This is a genomic window from Lactiplantibacillus herbarum (assembly GCF_001039045.1).
GTDB classification, from domain to species: domain Bacteria; phylum Bacillota; class Bacilli; order Lactobacillales; family Lactobacillaceae; genus Lactiplantibacillus; species Lactiplantibacillus herbarum.
In genome coordinates this window covers 87,274-109,234 of record NZ_LFEE01000021.1, presented here as the reverse complement: position 1 = coordinate 109,234, position 21,961 = coordinate 87,274, and the positions used below count along the sequence as shown (strand labels likewise).

19 protein-coding genes are annotated in these 21,961 nt (G+C 44.5%); 17 read left to right on the top strand and 2 right to left on the bottom strand.

Annotated elements, in window-relative coordinates; genetic code table 11:
- Positions 1-586: 586 nt before the first annotated feature.
- Positions 587-2,953, top strand: a complete 2,367-nt coding sequence (locus ACG95_RS07980; RefSeq protein ID WP_048000035.1) for a DNA translocase FtsK — start codon at positions 587-589, stop codon at positions 2,951-2,953.
- A gap of 124 nt (positions 2,954-3,077) precedes the next feature.
- Here the strand turns inward: ACG95_RS07980 and ACG95_RS14205 are convergent, their stop codons facing one another.
- Both ACG95_RS14205 and ACG95_RS07975 read right to left on the bottom strand, forming a co-directional pair.
- Positions 3,078-3,200 (bottom strand): DUF4044 domain-containing protein, encoded by a 123-nt coding sequence (locus tag ACG95_RS14205; protein ID WP_173425514.1) that lies wholly within the window; start codon positions 3,198-3,200, stop codon positions 3,078-3,080.
- Positions 3,201-3,274: 74 nt separating this feature from the next.
- Entirely contained in the window at positions 3,275-4,234 is a 960-nt protein-coding gene (locus tag ACG95_RS07975; RefSeq protein ID WP_048000034.1) for a magnesium transporter CorA family protein, read from the bottom strand.
- A 111-nt stretch (positions 4,235-4,345) separates the two neighbouring features.
- Here ACG95_RS07975 and ACG95_RS07970 point away from each other — a divergent pair, with 111 nt between their 5' ends.
- The 16 genes from ACG95_RS07970 (at position 4,346) to ileS (ending at position 21,690) form a co-directional block, all read left to right on the top strand.
- Positions 4,346-4,711 (top strand): DUF3397 domain-containing protein, encoded by a 366-nt coding sequence (locus ACG95_RS07970; protein ID WP_048000033.1) that lies wholly within the window; start codon positions 4,346-4,348, stop codon positions 4,709-4,711.
- Between the two features lie 169 nt (positions 4,712-4,880).
- Positions 4,881-5,306, top strand: coding sequence for a division/cell wall cluster transcriptional repressor MraZ (gene mraZ / locus ACG95_RS07965; RefSeq protein ID WP_048000060.1), 426 nt, complete (start codon positions 4,881-4,883; stop codon positions 5,304-5,306).
- Between the two features lie 33 nt (positions 5,307-5,339).
- Positions 5,340-6,296: a 16S rRNA (cytosine(1402)-N(4))-methyltransferase RsmH gene (gene rsmH / locus ACG95_RS07960; RefSeq protein ID WP_082137336.1), complete on the top strand. Its 957-nt coding sequence runs from the start codon at positions 5,340-5,342 to the stop codon at positions 6,294-6,296.
- A 46-nt stretch (positions 6,297-6,342) separates the two neighbouring features.
- Positions 6,343-6,723 (top strand): cell division protein FtsL, encoded by a 381-nt coding sequence (gene ftsL, locus ACG95_RS07955; RefSeq protein ID WP_048000031.1) that lies wholly within the window; start codon positions 6,343-6,345, stop codon positions 6,721-6,723.
- The gene (locus ACG95_RS07950; RefSeq protein WP_048000030.1) at positions 6,720-8,861 is read left to right on the top strand and encodes a penicillin-binding transpeptidase domain-containing protein; all 2,142 of its coding nucleotides are present in this window, start codon (positions 6,720-6,722) and stop codon (positions 8,859-8,861) included. Before ftsL ends, ACG95_RS07950 begins: the two co-directional genes overlap by 4 nt.
- A 30-nt stretch (positions 8,862-8,891) precedes the next feature.
- Positions 8,892-9,869, top strand: coding sequence for a phospho-N-acetylmuramoyl-pentapeptide-transferase (gene mraY / locus ACG95_RS07945; RefSeq protein WP_048000029.1), 978 nt, complete (start codon positions 8,892-8,894; stop codon positions 9,867-9,869).
- A gap of 304 nt (positions 9,870-10,173) precedes the next feature.
- Complete coding sequence (murD, locus tag ACG95_RS07940; RefSeq protein ID WP_048000028.1) at positions 10,174-11,553, top strand: UDP-N-acetylmuramoyl-L-alanine--D-glutamate ligase; 1,380 nt, start codon at positions 10,174-10,176, stop codon at positions 11,551-11,553.
- Positions 11,553-12,644, top strand: coding sequence for an undecaprenyldiphospho-muramoylpentapeptide beta-N-acetylglucosaminyltransferase (murG, locus tag ACG95_RS07935; RefSeq protein ID WP_048000027.1), 1,092 nt, complete (start codon positions 11,553-11,555; stop codon positions 12,642-12,644). The genes murD and murG overlap by 1 nt, the downstream gene beginning before the upstream one ends.
- A 32-nt stretch (positions 12,645-12,676) precedes the next feature.
- Positions 12,677-13,552 carry a cell division protein FtsQ/DivIB gene (locus ACG95_RS07930; RefSeq protein WP_048000026.1) on the top strand — a complete coding sequence of 292 codons (876 nt, stop codon included), beginning with the start codon at positions 12,677-12,679 and terminating at the stop codon, positions 13,550-13,552.
- A 125-nt stretch (positions 13,553-13,677) separates the two neighbouring features.
- Entirely contained in the window at positions 13,678-15,024 is a 1,347-nt protein-coding gene (ftsA, locus tag ACG95_RS07925) for a cell division protein FtsA (protein ID WP_048000025.1), read from the top strand.
- Positions 15,025-15,053: 29 nt separating this feature from the next.
- Positions 15,054-16,349, top strand: coding sequence for a cell division protein FtsZ (gene ftsZ, locus ACG95_RS07920; RefSeq protein WP_048000024.1), 1,296 nt, complete (start codon positions 15,054-15,056; stop codon positions 16,347-16,349).
- Between the two features lie 23 nt (positions 16,350-16,372).
- The gene (locus ACG95_RS07915) at positions 16,373-16,798 is read left to right on the top strand and encodes a cell division protein SepF (protein WP_048000023.1); all 426 of its coding nucleotides are present in this window, start codon (positions 16,373-16,375) and stop codon (positions 16,796-16,798) included.
- Between the two features lie 12 nt (positions 16,799-16,810).
- Positions 16,811-17,065 (top strand): YggT family protein, encoded by a 255-nt coding sequence (locus ACG95_RS07910; RefSeq protein ID WP_082137337.1) that lies wholly within the window; start codon positions 16,811-16,813, stop codon positions 17,063-17,065.
- Between the two features lie 29 nt (positions 17,066-17,094).
- Complete coding sequence (locus tag ACG95_RS07905; protein ID WP_048000021.1) at positions 17,095-17,880, top strand: YlmH family RNA-binding protein; 786 nt, start codon at positions 17,095-17,097, stop codon at positions 17,878-17,880.
- Positions 17,881-17,898: 18 nt separating this feature from the next.
- The gene (locus tag ACG95_RS07900; protein ID WP_048000020.1) at positions 17,899-18,591 is read left to right on the top strand and encodes a DivIVA domain-containing protein; all 693 of its coding nucleotides are present in this window, start codon (positions 17,899-17,901) and stop codon (positions 18,589-18,591) included.
- Positions 18,592-18,891: 300 nt separating this feature from the next.
- The gene (ileS, locus tag ACG95_RS07895) at positions 18,892-21,690 is read left to right on the top strand and encodes an isoleucine--tRNA ligase (protein WP_048000019.1); all 2,799 of its coding nucleotides are present in this window, start codon (positions 18,892-18,894) and stop codon (positions 21,688-21,690) included.
- Positions 21,691-21,961 lie beyond the last annotated feature (271 nt).

The following is a 21,961-nucleotide window of genomic DNA, read 5'->3' as shown; positions in this document are numbered from 1 at the left end:
GACTGCCCACCTCCGGCTAGGTTGGCTGATGCTTGTAATAATGAGGGTTAATATGATGCCACTATTAAAGTGGATATTAATTTACTAAAGGTTAAAAGTTAATTATTCAATGAAAGTGTTGGTATGTTTGTGGTCTAACTAGACTGGTTGTTAATTACGATAGTCGTGGTTAACTTTAGTTCTGATCAAGCGAATAGCTACACATAACTAAGGCACTAGAGATTGTCTTCAATTTAAGCGGAATCAGCAGGGAAATGTGTCATGAAGGTAAGCTAAGACAGCGTTCTTGGCTGACGGAGCGGTGAATTAAGTACTGACACTAAATTTTCATCCAATACTTACTGTTAAATCAATGGTTTAAGTTGTTTTGGGGCTTTCAACCTTTAGTTGATTTAACTAAGAAACCAGAAAATTAAGCACTGGCATATCAAGGGTTAAGGATTTTTTAGCGCTTTTGATTTTTAATTAACAAAAACGAAGTAATGGCGAACGTTCAAAGGTTGTCGGCAGTACTTTTTGATGGCGACTGGGGAACTTGAGTTTGTTATAATGGGGACAGTATTAATTGTGAAAGGATGAATTGAGCGTGGCGCGTAGACAAACAGTGACAAAGAAACGACGACCAGCAACGCGTAAAAAGAAAACGTCAGCTGCAACTAAGCGACAAATGACGGGCAACATTATCGGCTTGATTGGTCTGCTGATGACGATCTTAGCCTTCTTAAAAGTTGGCTTAGTTGGGATGGTATTCGCAGAATTTTTCCGGGCAATTGCGGGGAACGCTTACCTGATTCTAGCTGGGTTAACGTTGTTAGTGATGGGATACTTAATGATTTTTGGACGGTGGCCACGATTGACCTGGCGTTGGTGGGTCGGTGGCAACCTATTCTTCTTTAGTTACTTATTAATGTTGGAAATTCCAACGTTTAACCAGTTGAACCGCCATACTGGTTTTTGGCAGATCACTTGGGGGTTAATCAAAAATGACCTTGCTAAGGGCGGTATGGCAAGTGATCTCGGTGGCGGGTTAGTCGGGGTGGCTGGTTACAGTGTGACTTATCCGTTGTTGGCGAATGCGGGAACGATTCTAGTAGCGTTATTATTGATGGTAACGAGTATCTATATTACTTTCAGTATTCCGTTTCATCCTACGATGCAATTTATTCGTGACGGTTTAGTAAAGCTCGGACAGTGGTTGCGAGGCCTTTACGACCGAATGGCTCATGATTTACGAATCCAAATTGCGCGTTGGCGGGTCCACCGGCAAGTTCGGGCTAATCAGCAGCGAACGGATACGCAACCTGAGTCAGCAGATGAAGTGGTTGAACCGGCACCCATTGAACCAGCTAGTACGGCACCAACACCGCAATCAGCGGCAGTGCCAGTGCAACCTGATTTGAACATTACGGTGGCTAGTGATCAGGATAAACCAACCAGCGAAGCTGCTGCAGAGACAGCAACGGCGGATGTAGAACCCGCTTTACAAGGAACCGAAGTCATGGATGATACGGATTATCAATTACCAGAGTCTAATCTATTGACCAAGATTCCTAAGACGGATCAGAGTGACGAGTACGCTACGATTGAGAGCAATTCGCAGAAGTTAACGACCACTTTGGCGAGTTTTGGGGTTCAAGTTGAAGTTAAAAATGTCAGCTTAGGACCTTCCGTCACGAAGTATGAATTGCACCCGGCGGTTGGGGTCAAAGTTAGTAAGGTCGTCAATTTAGCGGATGATTTGGCCTTAGCACTGGCAGCTAAAGATCTACGAATCGAAGCCCCAATTCCTGGTAAATCATTGATTGGGATCGAAGTGCCTAATAAGCAGGTTTCAACCGTGTCATTCCGTGATATTGTGGAAGCTCAGCCAGCGCATCCAACCAAACCGTTGGCAGTGCCGCTCGGTCGCGGCGTCTCAGGTAACTTAGTTGAAGCTGACTTATCGAAGATGCCGCATTTACTGATTGCCGGCTCAACTGGGAGTGGTAAGTCTGTTGCCATTAATGTGATGATTACAGGGTTACTCATGAATACTAAACCGAGTCAGGTCAAGTTCATGTTGATTGATCCGAAAAAGGTGGAATTAGGGGTCTATAATGGGATTCCCCATCTATTGACACCCGTTGTGACTGAGCCTAAGAAGGCGGCTAGGGCGCTGCATAAAGTGGTTGCTGAAATGGAACGGCGTTATGAGTTGTTTGCCGATTCTAAACAACGTAATATGCAGGGCTATAATCAATATATTCGTCAGCAGAATGCCGCTGATGGTCAGAATCGACCAGTCTTACCATATATCGTGGTCGTGGTTGATGAATTAGCCGACTTGATGATGGTGACGTCGAGTGAAGTTGAAGATGCGATTATCCGGTTGGGTCAAATGGCCCGAGCAGCTGGGATTCACATGATGTTAGCGACTCAGCGTCCTTCGGTGGATGTTATTACCGGGTTGATCAAGGCGAACGTGCCGTCACGGATGGCCTTTGCCGTTTCCAGTGGGATTGATTCCCGGACGATTATTGACAGTAACGGGGCCGAAAAGTTATTGGGTCGTGGAGACATGCTGTACCAACCAATGGGGATGAATAAACCGTTGCGGGTACAGGGGGCTTACATTTCTGACCATGATGTTGAAGAGGTCGTGAACTTTATCAAGGACCAACAGACTGCTGACTACGATGACAGCATGTTAGTCAAGGATGATGAGACCGAAGCTGAAAATGGTGATCCAAGGGATGGCGAAGATGAGTACTATGCGGAAGCCGTTGAATTAGTCACTGAGCAACAGTCGGCTAGTGTTTCATTACTACAGCGGCGTTTCCGAATCGGTTACAACCGGGCAGCTCGGATTGTAGATGAGATGGAAGAACGTGGAATCGTCGGGCCTTCTGAAGGTAGCAAGCCACGTAAAGTTTATCGTCAGAAAACAGACGATGAACCGAGCGCTAACGCGTAAGTCACATAAGTGTAGAAAAGACTTGGCAGGTTCAAGTATGGGGCCTAGCTAGTCAGCATTAGCTAAATAAAAAACACCACCAACAATCGAAATTGATTGTTGGTGGTGTTTTTTATTGACGAACTTAAAAGTTGAGCAAGCCTAACCCAGATAGAGCGGTCAGGACTAATGAGCCCACGGTTGAGATGATCATTAGCCAAACGATCACCATCGTAATTTTTTGAAAGGTTGATTTCTTCTTTTTCATCAGTTTTGTATGCACCACACTTTATGAGTAATTCTTTCATAGTTTAACGTGGAATCATTTTTTTTCAATTGAAATTAAAAATAGTCATGATTTCGTAAATATTCAATGCAGACGATACACAGAATAATCGTTGCTAACGAGATCCAGGTAAAGGCGTGCACCAGCCCAGCACCGGGAAGCTTGACGTTCATACCGTAGACGCCACCGATGATTGTTGGAATCGTTAAAATCATTGTTAGTGAAGTTAAGAATTTCATAACGTCATTTAGATTGTTTGAAATGACGGAACCAACCAACTGGCTGTACTGCTGGAGTATTTGGTTAGTGGTCTCGGTCATGTCAGTTGCCTGTTTGGTTTCAGCCCTGATATCAGTGGCTAACGCTTGGTGGTTCGGTGCGTTAAAGTGGGTTACTGAATTCTCGATGGCTTCCAGTGCCGGACTATTCTGAGCCAGTGCGGCTTTAAAACGAATCAATGATTTTTGGTAGGCCATGATTCGGAACAATTCTACGTTGTGTGTGGCTTCATTCAAGCGGCTTTCCAATTCGTCGGTTCGTCGATTGATGAGATCAAGATTGGTCACAAAACTGTGTTCAATGTACCACATGATCGTGAGAATAAAATCTTCATGATTATTCAGACTAAGTTTAGAGGAGTTAGGGTCCATGACAAAGTCCTGAATAAAACTAGCGGGATAGTTACTGACGGTGAGGACAACTTGATCAACTAGAATTAGTGCGAACGGATAAACTTGAAATTCAAGATAGCCTAGATCACTGGTCGTTAATTTGGGATACTGCATGACGATCAAGACCGGTTGATCAGGATCAGTCGGGTTGAGTTGCTCGGTTCGTGAAACTTCCGCGTCATCTAAAATGGCGGTTAAGTAATCGCGAGGTAAATTAAATTGGTTGCTGAGCTGATTGATTTCGTCAATGGTTGGTCGTTCAACATTGATCCAGTAAGGTTGATCAGGATGGTGGTCGGGTGTTGTTAAAAGACCGTTTTTACCGGTCGTGAAATATTGCAGCACGGCGCTTACCTCCATAGTAAAGTTTGTTTTTATTATAGAACTGTCGTGAATGATTGAAAAGTTTTTCAAGAATCTCTATAATTAATGCGACACTAATCGGGAGGAACGCGCATGCAAGTCTTGTTTACGACGTGGTATGGCCAGTTGATCTTATTAGCCGTTATTTCAGTACTTGTTTTAGGCTGTCAGCGGTTTGGTCAACGATTTTGGCCCCACGGATTACGGTTATTAGATTTTTGGCCGCCATTTTTAATTGTTTTTACGCATTTCTTAACCTTACAGGCAACGGACAGTTCGCTAGCACCTTATGAAGTTCTTTCACTGATGATTCTAGGTGTGGGACTGACCCTGTTAGAGGCAATCGAACGTGGAGAAATCCTATACTGGCGCTTTTTTAAGTTATATTGGCGGGGAGCTGAATTATTAACGCTAGTCGTTTATGTACTTGCATTGGTAAGTTATTTTATTTTTAGCTGATAATCCCCCCACTTGGCCCCACCTAACGGAACTAACGTTAGGTGGGGCTTTTTTTAGTAAATTTGTTAACAATTTAGAAAAGTAACAAAACGGTGTGGTAGGAAGTGGGGGGGTGTGGTAGACTTGAAATATATTTAATGAAAGGGGTTGATTGGCTGTGGCGTCCAAGATGTTTTTTGGTGAATTTGAACATGCTTTGGATGCTAAGGGGCGGCTGATCATTCCTGCCAAGTTTCGCGAGTTACTTGGTGACTCCTTTGTTATCACTCGTGGGATGGATGGTTGTATCTTCGGCTATCCAGAATCACGGTGGTCAACCCTACAAGCGCAACTAGATGATTTACCGTTAACTAAGAAGGATGCCCGGGCGTTTGTCCGCTTCTTCTACTCTGCAGCCGCCGAATGTGAGCTGGATAAGCAGGGACGTGTCATGATTCCAGCAACGCTACGACAATTCGCAAAGCTAGAAAAGCAATGTGTGATTGTCGGTGTTTCCGATCGGTTTGAAATTTGGGGAGCCGAACAGTGGCAGCATTTTGAAACTGAAACAGCTGCTAACTTTGATGATTTAGCTGAAAATTTAATTGATTTTTAACGGATGAGGATATTCTGGAAGGAGGCGTCATTAGTGGCAACATTTGAACATACAACCGTGCTTTTACATGAAGCCGTAGCAGCATTAAATATTAAACCAGATGGCGTTTACGTCGATTGTACGTTGGGTGGTGGTGGCCATTCACGTGAAATCTTGCAACAGTTGGGACCAAACGGCCATTTGTTTAGTTTTGACCAGGATCAGACGGCCATTGACTATAATCAGACTAATTTAGCGCCTTACCTTGAAAGCGGGCAAGTTAGTTTTATCAAGAGTAACTTTGCTAATCTGAAGAGTGAGTTAACGGCTCGCGGCATCGAACACGTCGATGGCATCGTTTACGATTTGGGCGTTTCATCACCACAGTTCGATGATGCAGCGCGTGGATTCTCGTACCAGCACGACGCACCATTAGATATGCGGATGGACCAGAGCCAAGAGTTAACTGCCCAGACGGTCGTTAATACGTGGCCGTACGCGGATCTAGTTCGAATCTTCTATCGTTACGGTGAAGAGAAGTTCTCGAAGCAGGTTGCTAGAGCGATTGAACGCGAACGTGAAACGCAGCCAATCGTAACGACTGGTGAGTTAGTTGAGATTATTAAAAGTGCGATTCCAGCACGAGCTCGTCGTACGGGTGGACATCCAGCCAAACGGGTCTTTCAGGCGATTCGAATCGCAGTTAACAATGAGTTGGGCGTACTTGAAACGTCGTTAGAACAAGCGGTTGATCTAATTGACGTTAATGGACGGGTCAGCGTGATTACGTTCCAATCATTAGAAGATCGATTGGTGAAGACCATTTTCAAAGAGCACAGTGATTTACCTGAGTTACCACCTGGTTTACCAGTGATTCCAGATGAAATGCAACCAGATTATCGACTAGTTAATCGCAAACCCATTTTACCTAGTGAAGAAGAAGTTGAGGCCAACCGTCGTGCGCGTAGTGCTAAATTACGGGCAATCGAACGGGTACGGTTCCCAGAATAATCAATAAATAATTTCAAGGATAATTAATATTAAGGAGTGATTAAAAATGGCCCAAAATGGATTGGCACGGGAACTGCCCAAGCAGACTCCTGATGCGACCACCCCGGTACATAAAACCGTTGTAACCCCCAACCCAGCGATTAAGACACAACGAGTACCATTTTCACCATTTGAGAAGTGTTTGTGCGTTGGTTTCAGCTTGGTCGTGTTTAGCTTGGCAATTATGCTAGTTTCGACTAATATCAATATCGGTAATTCACAGAGTCAGTTACAGACGGTGCAGGCGAAGATAACGAAAGTTCAGGCTAGCAACACGTCAGCCGGACAACAGATCAGTGAACTTTCCAGTCGGAGCCGTTTGAATAAGATTGCCAAACAGTACGGTTTATCGCTCAACAACGGTAACATAAGGAATGTTTACAAATGAATAAGAACAAACAACGAATGACTTCGAAACGGTCACCAGAACAAAATCGTAGAATCTTTGGCCAATGGCTATTTTTTGGAGCGATTGCCGTCTTTGGTGTTTTGATCATTCGTTTTTCCTATATCGCGATTGTTCGGCACGTTAACGGGGTCAATCTGGTCCAAGCAACGAAGCAGTTGTACACGGAAGACCAGACTGTCACTGCTAAACGTGGGACAATCTACACGGCTAATGGTGAAGCAATTGCGGAAGATACTAGTACGTACACGGTTTACGCCATTATGGCTAAGAATCAGCGTAGTGCGAGTGGCAAAGCTTTGTACGTTAAGGATAATATCAAAACGGCCAAAGTGTTAGCTAAGTATCTGCCAATCAGTTATACCAAAGCATTAACAACGTTGCAGAAAGGGTCAGGTAAGTTCCAAATTGAATTTGGGACTGCCAGCAAAAACATTGCGCTAACGACCAAAGAAAAGATTGAGGCTCAAAACGTTTCTGGGCTACATTTCGTTGAATCTGAAGCGCGTCTATATCCTAATGGGACGTTCGCTTCACACTTAGTCGGCTTAACGACTTCTAAGAGTAAAGCGAACTCTGATCAGACGACCTTAACCGGATCAATGGGTATCGAGTTAGCGTTCAATAAGCAACTTTCTGGAACGGATGGCCGCACAACGGTAACGAAAAACGGGTATCAAGGTAGCACTGATACGGGTAAAAAGGTTAAGAACGGTGACAATGTCTATACTACGTTAGATAGTAAGTTACAGACGCTGTTAGAAACTAAAGTCTCACAGGTCAATTCTGAAGTTTCGCCAAAAGCGATGACGGCAACGCTGATGAATGCCAAGACGGGGGCAATTTTAGCCACGACCCAACGACCAACGTTTAATTCACAAACGAAGTCCGGTTTAAGTAAGATGTGGCGCAACTTGCTCGTTGAAGACACGTTTGAACCTGGGTCAACGATGAAAGTCTTCACGATGGCAGCCGCTATCGATAGTGGTAATTACAATGCGAATACGACAGTGGCTTCTGGTGAGTATAAGATCGGCAATAAAACGGTGCCTGACTGGAATACCAGTGGTTGGGGGAATATCACCTATGCCGAAGGGTTTGCACGTTCTAGTAACGTTGCGATGGCTCACTTGGAACAGACAATGGGTGCTAAGACATGGCTCAAGTATATTAAACGATTTGGTTTACGAAGTAGTACAAATAGTGGTCTAGCGAGTGAACAGACCGGTTCAATCCAGTTTACTTATCCGATTGAGCAGGCGGATACCTCATTTGGGCAAGGGATTCAAGTGTCCGCAATGCAAATGTTGCGTGGATTCACAGCCATTGCCAATCATGGTAAAATGTTACAGCCGTACTTCATCTCTAAAGTGACTGATCCAAATACCAACAAGACTGTTTATACGGGTAAGAAGAAAGTGGTCAGTCAACCGATTAGCTCTAAAACAGCTAGTTCGGTACTGAGCCACATGCAGGATGTTGTCTATAAGTCTTACGGGACAGGTTCTGATTACAAAATTAGTGGTTATCGAATTGCCGCTAAGACTGGTACGGCTCAAGTCAGTAATGGGACCACCTATGAACAGGGGGATAATTCTTATCTGTACTCTGTCGTTGGGATGGCGCCTGCTAAGAATCCGAAGTATATTATGTACATTACGATGAAACAGCCTACGCTGAACGGTACTTCAGCTGAAGCGGAAATGGCTGAGATTTTTGATACTGTTATGAAACGTGCGTTAGACGAACAGACGGCTAGTGAGACGCAAGCTAAGACCGTTAAGATGCAGGATTTAACGGGTAAAAGCACGACGCAAGCTAAAAAATCTGCCAAGAAGAGCGGTGTTAAACCGATCATTGTTGGTAAGGGTGGTCGAATCGTTAAACAGTCACTTTCAGCTGGTACCGTTGTTTCTGACGGTCAACGCGTGATCTTAGTGACAAATGGTCAAATGTATATGCCGGATGTTACTGGTTGGTCAGCTAGTGAAGTTGCTGAGTTGGCAACGTTGACCGGTATCAAGTTATCCACTAGTGGGACTGGTTACGTTACAACTCAGAGTGTGACGGCTGGTAATCCAATCGAATCAAAGCAAACGATCAGTGTGACGTTGAAGTAGTTAATCAAGTTTTAGAATGGAGAATTTAGTGTGAGTTTATTAGTGTGGTGTGCGACCCTAATCAGTGGGTTTATCATTGTGTTCGCGTTGATGCCGTCATTGATTCGGTACTTCCGCGCACGCAAAGAGGGTCAGATGATCCGTGAAGAAGGTCCTAAGTGGCACGAAAAGAAGTCTGGAACACCGACGATGGGTGGATCGTTATTCATTGTTGCAATCCTAGTTACAACGTTATGGGTTGGTGTTTGGCAGCATCTGCTACACCCAACCACGTGGATCTTACTGTTTATCTTAGTTTTATATGGTGCACTAGGTTTTTGGGATGACAGTATCAAGTTATGGCGTAAGCAGAATGAAGGCTTAAAGGCTTGGCAGAAATTGCTCGGGCAAATTGTTGGGGCTGTCATTTTAACGCTGGTCTATCAACACGAGCATTTACCTATGGCATTACGAATTCCTGGACTGGGTGACTGGTCACTGGGAATCTGGTACATGATCTTCGTTGTGATTTGGCTGGTTGGGTTCTCTAACGCCGTTAATTTAACGGATGGATTAGACGGACTAGTTGCTGGTCAAGCAACGATTGCATTCGGTGCCTATGCGGTGATTGCAAATGCGCAGCACCAATACAATGTGCTGTTATTCTGTTTAGCAGTTATTGGTTCGTTGCTAGGTTTCTTCGTCTTTAACCACAAGCCCGCTAAAATCTTCATGGGTGACATGGGATCATTAGCACTTGGTGGTGCTTTAGCCGCTGTTTCAATCCTATTGCATCACGAATTGTCGTTATTGCTGATTGGGATCATCTTTGTGATCGAAACGGCTTCCGTGATGTTACAAGTTGCCTCATTCAAGTTGACCGGTAAACGGATCTTCTTGATGAGTCCCATTCATCACCACTTCGAAATGAAGGGCTGGAGTGAATGGAAGGTCGATATCGTCTTTTGGTCGATTGGCCTAGTTGGCGCCATCATCAGTGTGGCAACGATTATTACACATACGCATTAAATTCATTAGGATGTACCGTACTCAATTTATTGATGCGGTGCATCAAATACATAGTTGTTCTTTGTTGGAAAAATGATCATGAATAATTACTGGTTTATCAGGAAAGTAAGATAATGACTACCTTAAAATGGTGGTCAGGTGCTGTGCTCAGTGGAGTCCAATTATGTGCGTCATACCCTGAAGTAATTATTCATTCATAACGGATTCACGTTGATCGTCAATGTGAATCTTAAGTGCTAAAGCACGAATATAATAATGTCTATAAGAGTGTCATCTATAAATAATACTAGGGAGATCTTGGTTTATGAAGTCGGTTGAGCAGTATCGTAACCAAAAAGTTTTGGTTCTAGGTTTAGCAAAGAGTGGGGTCAACGCGGCGCGCTTACTCCACAAATTGGGGGCCTTTGTAACTGTTAATGATAGGAAGGATTTCGATGAGAATCCCGATGCACAAGAATTGTTAAGTGACGGGATCAAGGTTGTTACGGGTGGTCACCCACTGTCATTATTGGATGAAGATTTTAAGGTGGTTGTCAAAAACCCAGGTATTCCATACACCAATCCAATCGTTAGTGGTGCGCTTGCTAAAGATATTCCAGTCATTACGGAAGTTGAATTAGCTTCGCAGATTTTAGAAGGTGAATTGATTGGGGTTACTGGGACCAATGGTAAAACGACGACGACAACGATGATTGCGATGATGCTAAATCAACGTTCAGCTGCGGGGAAGGCGTACGTTGCCGGAAACATCGGCGTGTCAGCATCCGCTGTTGCACAGACCGCGACAGCTAACGACACGATGGTTACTGAACTTTCGAGTTTCATGTTATGTGGAATTCAGAGTTTACACCCCCATATTGCCGTAATCACGAATATTTATTCAACGCATTTGGATTACCATGGTTCTCGAGAGAACTACGTCAAAGCTAAGATGCGGATCACGATGAATCAGACGGCGGATGACTACCTAGTCATCAACTGGGATAGTGAAGAATGGCGTCAGTTGAGTCAACAGTCGTCAGCGCAGGTCGTCCCTTTTTCACGTCAGGCTAATTCTAAAGCGGGTGCTTATGAAGAAGCCGGTAAGTTGTACTATCAAGACGACTATATTATGGATGCCAAGGAGATTAAGATTCCTGGGGATCACAACGTTGAGAATGCACTGGCTGCAATCGCCGTTGCCAAGTTACAAGGCGTTTCAACAACGGGGATCGTCCAAGTATTGAAGACGTTCTCTGGCGTTCGTCACCGGACACAATACGTGGAAACGTATCAGGATCGTCAATTCTACAATGATTCTAAGGCAACCAACTTGGTGTCTACTGAAATGGCACTGAAAGGGTTTGATAATCCAGTGATTCTGTTAGCTGGTGGTTTGGATCGGGGCAATACCTTTGAAAAACTAGCTCCTGCCTTGAAGGATCACGTTAAAACGTTGATTGTTTTCGGTGAGACGGCCCAGAAAGTTGCTGATGCTGGGAAGTTAGCTGGGATTGAAAACATCGTATTTACGGATAATTGTGAAACGGCTGTGCCGATTGCTTGGGAAAACAGTAATGCTGGGGACATCATTATGCTTTCGCCAGCGTGTGCCAGTTGGGATCAATACCCTAATTTTGAGGTTCGAGGAGATCGCTTTATTAAAGCCATCGAACAGTTAACTGGAAAGGCGGAAGAAAACTAATGCGATTAATGATTTCTGGTGGCGGTACGGGAGGCCACATCTATCCCGCACTAGCATTGATCGACGCTTTAAAAGCGCATGATCCACAAGCCGAAGTTTTATATGTTGGGACGCATCGCGGGCTGGAAAGCCGAATTGTTCCCGAACGGGGTATTGATTTTAAAACCATCAAGATTCAAGGTTTTAAGCGGTCAATCTCTCTCCAAAATGTTAAAACCGTTTATTTGTTTATGAAGAGTGTCGTAACTGCCCGTAAGTACATCAAAGAATTCAAACCGGATGTCGTTGTTGGGACTGGTGGTTATGTCAGTGGTGCGGTCGTTTTTGCCGCTAGCCAGATGCACATTCCAACAGTTATTCATGAACAGAACTCAGTTGTTGGAGTGACTAACAAGTTCTTGAGCCGTTTTGTTGATAAGATTGCCATCTCATTTGAGAGTGCGCGGTCACAGTTCCCAGAACAAAAAGTCGTGATGACAGGGAACCCACGAGCACAGCAGGTAGCTAACATCAAGAAGACCGGCGCGTTGAGTGAATTTGGACTGCAACCAGACGTTCCTACCGCTTTGATTTTTGGTGGTAGTCGTGGTGCAGCACGAATCAACGCTGCGGCTGTGGAAGCTATTCCTGAGCTCAATCAACGTGATTATCAGACCTTGTTCGTCACTGGTCAGGTTCATTACGATAAAATTATGGATAGCCTCTCAACGACAGAGCTAGCTGCAAATGTTAAAATCGAAGCGTACATCAAAAATATGCCAGCGATTTTGCCTGAAGTGGCGGTTATCCTTGGGCGGGCTGGTGCGACGAGTATTGCAGAAATCACTGCGTTGGGTATTCCATCAATTTTGGTTCCTAGTCCTTATGTGACGAATGACCATCAGACGAAGAATGCCCAGAGTTTGGTGAATGCTGGTGCTGCCGAACTGATTCGTGAAGATGATTTGACGGGTGCAAGTTTGGTCAAGGCCTTGGATGGGTTGATGTTAAGTGCGACTCATCGTCAAGAAATGGCTGCAAACGCAAAGAAATTAGGCATGCCAACTGCTGCAGACGAGTTATTGAACGTTTTGAATACGGTCATCAAATAACATCTGAATAAAGATTGAAAGGGGTGGGTGTGATGGCCATTTTCAATAAAGGGTCCAAGCATCAGAAGCACTCAGAACCGTTAACCCCTTGGGAACAGTATCAACAAAACGCCGCTGATCAAGAGCAGACGGAACAACGGCGGCATATTAAATGGTCTGGCAAGCGGTTACGTATCGGTGATAAGTTACCTAAGCTAAAAACGCAACGGCGGCGGTCATTGTTCAAACGAGTGACGTTGCTACTTGCTATCTTTGCGGTTGGGGCCCTGGTTGCGGGTTACTTCATTTCACCGCTCAGTCACGTTCAACGTGTGACGGTCACTGGGACGGATAAGTTAACGTCGTCGCAGGTTAAGTCGGCCACCAAGATTCAATCTGGTGTGGCATTGTGGTCCGTTATTGGCCACGATCAACGAACGAGTCAACGGGCTAATCAGGCGCAAGCACAGATTGGTAAGGTCACGACTAAGCTGGTTGGTGTGAACAACGTGCGGGTAACGGTCAAGGAGATTAAAATCGCTGGGTATTTGGTGACCGGACAAAATTATCGTCGGGTGTTAGAGAATGGGTTGATCTTAAAATCAACTTATTCACAACCGGGTGGTGGTTCACCGATTTATGCCAATTTTAAGAGTGGCAGTCGCCTAGAAAAAATGATTGCACAATATGCTAAACTACCATCCGCAGTTAAACACAACATTTCTGAAATTAAATATGCACCTAGTAAAGCTAACGCCGAACGGGTGCATCTATACATGAACGATGGTAATGAGGTGTACGCAACAATCACGACTTTTGCCAATAAAATGGCGTATTACCCGGGCATTGTGGCAAAAATGAAAACTAGAAGTATCATCAATCTTGAAGTGGGTGCTTACTCGTATTCATTCAAGAATAAGAATAATTAATAAAATGCTAGGCGTGGCCTTTTTAAAAGCGCTTAGGGTATGGTAAACTAAGGGATAATTGGATATGTTAGCATCATTCATATCCTTAGAATATTTATGTAAAAGTATTAGGAGGTTCCTCTATTATGGATAATTCAGGAATTTATGTCGGACTTGATATAGGAACCACCTCAATAAAAGTCATTGTTGCTGAACGAGTAAAGGGACAAATGAACGTTATTGGTGTGGGAAGCGAACGCTCTAATGGTTTGAGTCGGGGAGTCATTGTCGATATTGACAAGGCTGCCGAAGCGATTCGATCAGCAGTACGCCAAGCTGAAGAAAAAGCAAGTATCGAAATAAAAAAAGTGATTGCAGGCGTTCCTGCCAATCTTGTTAAAATTGAACGGTGTCGTGGTATGATCGCCGTTGCTGATGAATCAAAAGAAATTAATAATGAAGACGTGCAGAATGTTGCGGCTGCAGCGCTAGTACAGAGCTTACCACCGGAACGTGAAGTACTGGATGTGATTCCCGATGAATTCGTGGTCGATGGCTTTGATGGCATCAAGGATCCACGTGGGATGGTTGGGGTACGTTTAGAGATGCATGGAACCCTGTTTACAGGACCAAAAACGATTATTCATAATACTCGGAAGGCTTTAGAAAAAGCGGGCCTTCAGATTGAACAGATCGTGATTGCACCATTAGCGTTGAGTTCCCTAGTGTTAAATGATGGCGAGCAGGATTTTGGCTCGATTATCATTGACATGGGTGGTGGTCAAACAACTGCGGCAGTTATTCATGACCATCAACTTAAATATACTTATGTTGATCAAGAGGGTGGCCAGTTTATTACCAAGGACATCTCTGTTGTATTGAATACGTCCTTAGAAAATGCCGAAAAGTTGAAACGTGATTACGGCTATGCCAATGCTCAGCAAGCTTCTGACGACGAGGCTTTTCCGGTAGACGTTGTGGGTCAAAGTACACCGACCCAAATTAGTGAGCAATACTTAGCAGAAATAATTGAAGCGCGGCTTGACCAAGTCTTTGACAAGGTCAAACAACACTTAGATGAAATTCGTGCCCTAGAATTGCCCGGTGGTATCGTGTTAACTGGGGGCGTAGCGGCATTACCTGGAATTACGGAACTAGCTGAACAACAGTTTGGCGCTCGTGTCCGGGTCTTTACACCTAACCAGATGGGCTTAAGGCATCCGTCATTTGATGAGGCGTTAGCCGTTATCAAGTACCAAGCGGCCTTAAGTGAAGTTGCACTACTCGTTAAGAGTGCGTTAACTGGCGATACGCGTGCAAGTATTGCGTTAGACTTTAGCGAGCCAGCACAATCAGCACCAGTACAGTCAACGCAAACAACTAAACAGACTAAACAAACAACCAAGCAGCGACCTGAGCAACAACAGGATGATCCAGATCGTAAAGGTGCCGTTGAACGGGTCAAGGGATTCTTCAACCACTTTTTTGATTAAAATAGGACAGGAATGACGGAGGAAAAATTATGGAATTCTCTTTAGATGCAGCCCAGAACTCAGGGGCCAATATTAAAGTCATCGGTGTCGGTGGTGGTGGCGGTAACGCTGTCAACCGGATGATCGCCGAAGATGTTAAGGGCGTTGAATTCATCGTCACTAACACGGATGTACAGGCCTTACAAACATCGAATGCAGAAACTAAAATTCAATTAGGACCAAAGTTAACCCGCGGGTTAGGTGCGGGTTCAAATCCTGACGTCGGCTCTAAAGCCGCTCAGGAAAGTGAAGAAGCAATTGCCGAAGCCTTATCAGGCGCTGACATGGTCTTCGTGACTGCCGGAATGGGTGGTGGTACTGGTAACGGTGCTGCGCCAGTTGTGGCTAAGATTGCTAAGGATTCAGGCGCGTTAACGGTTGGGGTTGTAACCCGACCATTTACGTTTGAAGGTCCACGTCGTGCACGGAATGCCGCTGAAGGTATTGCCCAGATGAAAGAAAACGTTGATACGTTGATCGTCATCGCTAATAACCGTTTACTAGAAATCGTTGATAAGAAGACCCCAATGATGGAAGCCTTCCAAGAAGCCGATAACGTGTTACGTCAAGGGGTTCAAGGGATCTCTGACTTAATTACGTCACCTGGTTACGTTAACTTGGACTTTGCTGATGTTAAGACTGTTATGCAAAACCAAGGTTCTGCCTTGATGGGTATCGGTTCTGCTAGCGGTGAAAACCGGACAGCGGATGCAACTAAGCAAGCAATTTCTTCACCATTATTGGAAGTCTCTATTGATGGTGCAGAACAAGTCTTACTTAATATTACCGGTGGTCCTGACATGTCCTTATACGAAGCTCAAGCAGCTTCTGATATCGTGTCACAAGCAGCAACGACCGATGTTAATATTATCTTTGGGACGTCAATTGATGAAAGCTTAGGCGACGAAGTTCGGGTTACTGTCATTGCAACTGGTATTGACCACAAGCAACGTGAAGTAAACTTAGGTGCTCAAACGAGTCGTAGTGAAGCGAGCCAACAACGAGGCGGTATGTTCGCAAATAATACCGACCAACCTGTTGCTAGTGATGCTGTTAATCCAGCTGCTAGTCAAGCGGAACCTCAAGCCAACGATCCATTTGGTAACTGGGATATTCGCCGCGAACCAAATAATTCACGACCAGTTAACAATGGTCAAGAATTCAAGAATGTTGAAAAAACTGATTTTGATGTCTTTAATGACAATACTCCAGCTGATGACAGCAAGGATGATAATAGTGGCGATTCATTAGATACGCCACCATTCTTCAAACGGCGGGGCAAGTAACACGGTGAAGGGAGCGATAGGATATGGCCGGATTCATTAGTAATTTCTTTGGTGTTGGTGACAATAATAGCCAGGATGATGACCCGACGCAGGCACTCCAGTCACAGAATACAGCCGCTAATCAGGTGGCTAATTCACGGAGCACGCCTAAGGTAGTTCCAATGCAGGGGGGTAAATCGGTGAATAGCAAGATTGCGTTGTTTGAGCCTAAGATTTATTCCGATGTTAAGGAAATTGCCAGCCAGCTCCTGAAAAATCAAGCGGTTATCGTTAATTTTGATCACGTCGATGACGATATGGCGTGCCGGATTGTTGATTTCTTAACTGGGACCGTCTTTGCAATCAACGGTGAGATTGAACGAATTGGTGATGAGATTTTTCTCTGTATTCCAGAAAACTATGAAGTTTCTGGCAGTACCACCAGCCAGTTCGATGCGAACAAACTATAAGGAGTGATTGGACTGTTATTAACGATTGTTAGTCGGCTATTTCAATTATATGAACTGGCCATTGTGGTTTTTATCCTAATGTCGTGGTTCCCGGGTGCCTATAATTCAGGTGTCGGGCAATTCCTCGGTCGGATCTGTGAACCGTTTCTAAGTATCTTTCGGCGGTTTATTCCCGCAATCGGTGGGATTGATTTTTCACCGATCATTGCGTTGTTAGTACTCCAATTTGCTGAAAGTGGTTTATTCTATTTATTATCGTTTATCTAGTCATTAATTAAACTAACGAGGATAGTATCGTGAATGACAACTTAAAACAACATTTTCGCGATAGTGAAGGCCCTTTTATTGAGCAGGTTACCGGTTGGTTGCGTCAAGCGGCTGATCAGTACCGGCCCATTTTAACCGCATTTTTAAATCCACGCCAAATTTACATTGCGCAAACACTGGTTAATCCATTGGATGACGTGCGAATGCGAGCGTTTGGTGGTTTTGAGGGCGCAGAATTAAAGCGAATCTTATTTTATCCCGCATATTACGAACCTGAAGAAGCTGACTTTCAAGTGACGCTGTTTAACATTGTTTATCCCGTTAAATTCGCAACGTTGAAACATGGTCAGATCTTAGGGACGTTAGCCAATGCTGGCGTTGAACGCGATGTTTTTGGTGATATTGTGACGGATGGTAATGAGTGGCAGTTTGTATGTGAGACTGAGATGGCGGATTACTTTAGCGAGCAAGTCGATCATCTTGGCAAAACCAAAGTTCATTTGACGGCAGTGCCATTAACTAATGTCATCAAACCTGAAGATGATTGGGAGACGATTACGACGACGGTCAGTTCATTACGAGCGGATAGTGTCATCAAGGCGGCTTTCAATCTCTCACGGCATCACGCTAAGGAATTAGTGGAAGGTGCCAAGGTAAGATTGAACTGGGCTGATTTACCCAAAGCAGATTACGAATTAGCGTTATTAGACATGTTAAGCGTGACCCATTATGGCCGGGTTCGGCTCACTGAAATTGGTGGCGAAACCAAAAAGGCACGGTTACGAATTACATTAAATATTATTCATAGTAAATAGATACTGGAGGAATTCTAAATGGTGTTAAGTCCAGATGACATTCATAACAAAGAGTTTTCGACGAAATTACGTGGTTACAATATTGATGAGGTCAATGATTTTCTTGAACAGATTATCAAAGATTACCAAATCACTTTAAAAGAAAACAAAGAACTTCAGGAACGTTTAGACGCTAGTGAAGGCAAGTTGAAGTACTTCAACGAATTGAAAGATTCCTTGAATCAATCAATCTTAGTTGCTCAAGAAGCAGCTGATAAGGTTAAGACGAACTCGAAGAAGGAAGCAGACATTATCACTCGCGAAGCCCAAAAGCAAGCTTCTGATATTGTCAGTGAAGCAACCGACAAGTCTAACCAGATGATCGATGAAGCTTCTCAAAAGGCTAAGCGTTTATCCGTTGAAACTGACGACTTGAAGAAACAGACACGGGTCTTCCGTCAACGTCTTCAAGTTATGCTTGAATCACAATTAGAAGTGGTTAAGAGCAAGGATTGGGATCAACTTTTGAGTGAAACGAATACGGCAGATTATGCCGAAATTCAACACGTCTTGAAAGAAGATACGCTTGACAACCATGCTAATGCGAGCGTAAACTCAGAAGCAACCGTTGAGATCACCGAAGCAATGGACAGTGAAACACCTGTTGCTGACGGCGGCGACCAAGCACAACAACAAACGGTAGTTATTTTCCCAGATGACGACACTAACTAGTCGTTAGCTGTAAATAGATTAAAAGTTTGCGGAGAACAGCAAACAAGTCATTGATACGCACAGAGAGTCGCCGGTAATGGGAAGGTGACCGTCCCTTAATGACTTGCAGATCATCTCCGAACGTTGCCCTGAAAAATAGTAAGGGTGGCCGGTTCATGGACGTTAACCATGCTGAGATAGAATTTGAACAATTCTAAAATTGGGTGGTACCACGATAACTTCGTCCCTTGTTGGACGAAGTTTTTTTGTGCCGTCAGAATGATTTTAGAGGCAGTTTGATAAAAATTAAGGAGTGATCACATGCGTGTTAAAGATACACTAAACCTCGGTAAGACCAAGTTTAAGATGCGTGGGAACTTACCAGTTAAAGAACTCGAACGTGAAAACGTCTGGGCAGAGAACAAAGTTTACGAACAACGACAAAAGTTAAATGAAAAGAAGGACACGTTTATTTTGCACGATGGCCCTCCTTACGCTAACGGTGATATTCACATGGGTCATGCCCTCAACAAGATCACTAAAGACTTTATCGTTCGTTACAAATCAATGAACGGTTTCCGGTCACCATACGTTCCGGGTTGGGATACCCATGGGCTACCAATCGAACAAAAGTTGAAGCAAGCCGGTTACGACCGCAAGCAGATGTCTACGAATGAGTTCCGTGAACTTTGTCGTAAATATGCTTTGGAACAAGTTGATCGTCAACGTGACGAATTCAAGCGTTTAGGGGTTGCTGCTGAATGGGATCACCCATACTTGACCTTAAATCCTGAATTTGAAGCTGCCCAGATCAAAGTCTTCGGTGCATTTGCTAACCGTAACTTGATCTACCGCGGTAAGAAGCCTGTCTTCTGGTCATGGTCTTCTGAATCAGCTTTGGCTGAGGCCGAAGTTGAATATCACGATGTAACGTCACCATCTGCCTTTTATGGCGAACACGTCATTGACGGTAAGGGTGTCTTAGACGATGACACTTACATGGTTGTCTGGACGACGACGCCATGGACGATCCCAGCTTCTGAAGGGATCACGATCGACGCTGGTTTTGATTACGTGGTTGTTCAACCTGCTGGCGAAAGTCGTAAGTTTGTCTTAGCCGCTGACTTACTGAATGAAAACGCCGAACGTTTCGGTTGGGAAGATGTTCAAGTACTTAAGACGGTTAAGGGTGCTGAACTCGAAAACGTCTTGTGTGAACATCCTTTCGATGCAAGTCGTAAGATCGTGACGATGCTCGGTGACTTTGTAACCTTAGATGCAGGGACTGGTCTAGTTCATACGGCTCCTGGTTATGGTGAAGATGATTACCGCATTGGGACTAAGTATGGTTTGCCAATCTTTGCCCCCGTTGATGGTAAGGGTGTCTTGACGGAAGAAGCTGGCGCTGACTTTGCTGGTGTCTTCTACGAAGATGCGAACCAAATTGCATTGGACAAGTTAAAGGATGCTAATTTATTATTGAATTACATGCCTTACGAACACAGCTATCCATTTGACTGGCGGACTAAGAAGCCAATCATCTTCCGGGCAACGCCACAATGGTTTGCCTCAGTTGGTGATATGCGTGATGAAATCCTGAACTCAATGGACGACGTTGAATTCTTCCCAGAATGGGGTAAGAAGCGCCTTTACAACATGATTCGTGATCGTGGTGACTGGGTCATTTCACGTCAACGTGTCTGGGGTGTTCCATTACCAATCTTCTACGCTGAAGATGGGACGGCTATCATGGATCAAGACACCATCAACCACGTTTCTGACTTAGTTAAGGAACATGGTTCAAATGTCTGGTTCGAACGTGATGCCAAGGACTTATTACCAGATGGTTATACGAATGAACATTCACCAAATGGGATCTTCACCAAAGAAGAAGATATCATGGACGTGTGGTTCGATTCTGGCTCATCACACCAAGGTGTCCTAGCAGAACGGCCTTACTTGGAATACCCAGCTGACCTATACTTGGAAGGTTCTGACCAGTATCGTGGTTGGTTCAACTCAAGTTTGATCACTAGCGTTGCTGTTTCTGGCCACGCCCCATACAAGCAAGTCTTGTCCCAAGGATTCACTCTGGATAACAAGGGCCGCAAGATGAGTAAGTCTCTAGGTAACACGATTGCACCTGCTGACATTATCAAGCAGATGGGTGCTGAAATCGTTCGTCTGTGGGTTGCTTCTGTGGATACCAGTTCTGATGTTCGGGTTTCAATTGAAAGCTTCACGCAAGTGGCTGATTCTTACAAGAAGTTCCGTAATACGGTTCGGTTCATGCTTGGGAATACGTCTGACTTTGATCCAGCAACTGACCGGGTCGCTTACGAAGACTTAGCCAGTGTTGATCAATACATGGCCGTTCGTTTGAACCAATTCGTTGCTGAAATTAAGGATCACTATGATCACTATGACTTCTTGGATATTTACAAGAAGTTGATCAACTTCTTAACGGTTGATCTTTCAAGCTTCTACTTGGATATTGCGAAGGATATCATGTACATCGATGCTGAGAACAGCCATTCACGCCGTTCAATGCAGACGGTCTTCTACGATGTCTTAGTGGACTTGGTTAAGTTATTTACACCAATGTTGCCACATACGACCGAAGAAATCTGGCCATTCTTGAAGGAAGCTGACGAATTTGTTCAATTGACAGAAATGCCAAACGTTCAAACTTACGCTAACGCTGACGACTTGATGACGAAGTGGACCCGTTTCATGGATCTCCGCAGTAACGTCTTGAAGGCCTTGGAAGAAGCCCGCGATGCTAAGTTAATTGGGAAGTCACTTGAAGCCCACCTTGACTTGTACGTGGATGCTGATACTCAGAGCTTCCTAGATAGCTTAGACACCAACGTTCGTCAAATGTTGATGGTTTCAGCACTTGATATGCATGCCTTGAGCGATGCACCTGCTGATGCAGAAGCTTTTGGTGACAGTCTTGCCATCAAAGTTAGTCATGCTGACGGCGAAGTTTGTGATCGTTGTCGGATGATCAAGACCGATGTCGGTAGTGATGATGCTTACCCAACCTTGTGTGCGCGTTGTGCCGCCATCGTTCGGGAAAACTACCCAGAATCAATTGATACTGAGTTTGAAGAATAATAACTGATTAAACTAGCAGCTGCTGAGGGAAACTTCGGTGGCTGCTTTTTAGTTCAATTCTACAGATTGAGAATAAATCGGTTGCTGTAGAAAAATTAAAATTAGCCGTTGTTTTCGCCTCCGGTGGTCATCACTAGCTCAGCTGTGGGGACCGGGCCAAGCCTGAAAAGCGGTCTTGGCCCTCGACTTGATCCTTGGCACAATTCGCCAATGACCAAGCTCGTCCCGTGGTGTAAGTCCGGTGGAAAAACACCACCGAACTAACGCCACT